The sequence below is a fragment of the Vibrio sp. 1078-1 genome (assembly GCF_033340475.1).
In genome coordinates, this window is the sequence record NZ_JAWOWM010000600.1 from 1 (window position 1) to 593 (window position 593).

A 593-nucleotide genomic window follows, 5' to 3' on the forward strand; every position below is an offset into this window, starting at 1 on the left:
GTCAGTCAAAGCAAGTTTAAGCGAACGCTTAGTTGAAGTTGGTGATTACAACTCTGCCCTCACCGAGTACATCGCCTCCACCAACATCGCAGTGGAATACGGTTTTATCGACGAATACGTTTTAGCGATCATTGGTATGGGCAACTTATGCGATGCTTATGGCGATCACAACCGTGCTCTACGTTACTACCAAAAGATCGACGCGATTGATCATGCCATCAGCAGTCGCTCACTTCGTTTGCGTTACAAACTGTATATGCTCGCCTGTTACATCAGTCTAAAACGCGTGGCCGAAGCCAGCGAATTATTGGGTGAATGTGAAGAGCTCAGCATCCTAGTAAGCGACAAAAACCTCGCCGCTCAAACGCATTTGTATCGCGCTAAATTACATCGTCTGCAAGAAGAGTATTCCGAAGCGCTGCTCTCCATATCCAGCATTAAGTACACCACCGGAAGTGCGACCACCTATTGGCTCTCAACCATGGTCAAAATTGAAACGGCCTATTGCTTGAATGGTGTTGGCCACACTTCGTTGGCTAATTTGCTGTTGGAGTCCATTGGGAAGCGAATTAAAAAGCATTCTTCGCCCATTC

1 protein-coding gene is annotated in these 593 nt (G+C 46.9%); it reads left to right on the forward strand.

Annotated elements, in window-relative coordinates; translation table 11 throughout:
• The coding region (locus tag R7190_RS29030; RefSeq protein WP_411978104.1) for a tetratricopeptide repeat protein at positions 1-593 on the forward strand (593 nt) is incomplete at both ends.